Annotated in this window: 2 protein-coding genes and 1 riboswitch; both genes read right to left on the reverse strand. The window is 32.1% G+C overall.

Features of this window, described 5'->3' with window-relative positions; genetic code table 11:
- Nucleotides 1-50: 50 nt before the first annotated feature.
- Nucleotides 51-599 (reverse strand): PilZ domain-containing protein, encoded by a 549-nt coding sequence (locus AC3WJF_RS23000; RefSeq protein WP_492456424.1) that lies wholly within the window; start codon nt 597-599, stop codon nt 51-53.
- A gap of 8 nt (nt 600-607) precedes the next feature.
- A complete protein-coding gene (locus AC3WJF_RS23005) occupies nt 608-1,324 on the reverse strand; it encodes an EAL domain-containing protein (RefSeq protein ID WP_492456422.1) in 717 nt (238 codons plus the stop codon).
- Nucleotides 1,325-1,401: 77 nt separating this feature from the next.
- Nucleotides 1,402-1,484, reverse strand: a riboswitch (cyclic di-GMP riboswitch).
- Between the last annotated feature and the right edge of the window lie 121 nt (nt 1,485-1,605).

The raw sequence follows: 1,605 nt of genomic DNA on the forward strand, positions 1-1,605 counted from the left end.
GTTCTCTTGTTTCTTTTCTAGAAACAAGAGAACCGTCCCAAATAGGCCACTCATTTTATTTGTTGAATTTGCTTAATTTCTTTTCCGTTATTAATTAATAACTCTCTATTTAACCAACTATTTAATTGTTTTTCTTGATTTGGTAGTAAGTCGGCAAATTCAATTCCATATGTTACATTTTTATTATTTAAATGATCGTGTCTACGAACAATTTTTCCCTTTAAGGAAAAAACTAAGCTATCTAGTTGAAATGAAATGAGGATATTAATATCAGATCGAACCGGCAATTCATAGTCACTTACAAATTTGATACCAGATAAACTAATATCTTCAATATATCCTTCAATTGTTTTATTCTTCAACCTTTGAAACTTCTGGTCTCCGAAACGATTAAATTTAACAATACAATAAACTCTATCTACATTTACCCTAAAGTTTTTCCGTTTATTAATAAACGGTGGTGTTTTCGTCGGTATTTCTATTACTTCATTTTGTATAGTAGTAGATTCTTTTCTATTCTTTTTATTACTCCAACTATGTAAGAATATGATCAGGAAACTACAGACAAAAATGATTATCGATAACGAAAGCATTATCATCTCCACTGTTAACACCCCTCACTTTCTGGTAAAAGTGCAGGTTTTCCGAGGAAATAGCCTTGAGCATATTGGACACCTATCTGCTTAATTATATCAAGACTTTCCATGTCTTCAATGCCCTCTACAACCAAGTGAGAGTTGAATTCCTTGCAAAATTGGTATAAAAAACGTACTATATCCTTTTTTTGAGATGAGGCCCTGATTCCTTCCATGAAATATCTGTCCAATTTCACATAATCAGGCTGCAACTCAATAATTGATTTCATTGAAGAAAATCCTTGGCCAAAGTCATCAAGGCCAAAACGGAAACCAAGTTTTTTAAGATGAAATATACCTCTTTTGAAAGCTTCAAAATCCATGATTTCGTTTTCATTAATTTCTAATATTATTTGTTGACTTGAAACACCTTTTTCGTTAATAATTTTACTTACTAAGGTATGAAATAATGGATTAATTAATGTTGACGGAAAAACATTTAAAAACAATTTTTCATCCCTTAAAGTATAACCTGCATTTATGTAGGTTATTAGAGCTTTATGGACAGACCGCGAATCTAGTTCATAAAGCTTTTTTTTGTTTCTTGCCCTAGTAAAAGTGATTTCGGGATCCATTAATTCCCCGGTTCGAAAAAGTCCTTCATACCCCACTACTTTCCAATCTTGTATATCATAAATTGGTTGATAGTGATGAAAGAAGTCGGTTGTGATTACATTGCTTAGAGACAACTACCCCTAACCTCCTTATTCAAAATTAAAACACACAACCATGAAAGGGATTGTGTGTTATCGTTGTCCCCCACTCATTCGGTAACCCAGCCACCATAGCATATGCCTTAGGTCTGAAGCTTTGCGTCCTTATCTTTCAATAAGTTTGCCATTATCGTGTACAGGTTTTTTTGATATAACTACTCCATAGAATATACTATTATAAAATTTGACAAAAATCTACAATATTTTTGAAAAAATATGAATTTTTTTAGGACATATTCCCTAAGCACGGTGGAAAC

It is taken from the genome of Heyndrickxia sp. FW510-T9 (genome assembly GCF_058781025.1).

Bases quoted from the DNA above. Each gene is read 5' to 3' on its own strand.
- AC3WJF_RS23000 (WP_492456424.1), bottom strand. From the start codon at position 599: ATGATAATGCTTTCGTTATCGATAATCATTTTTGTCTGTAGTTTCCTG.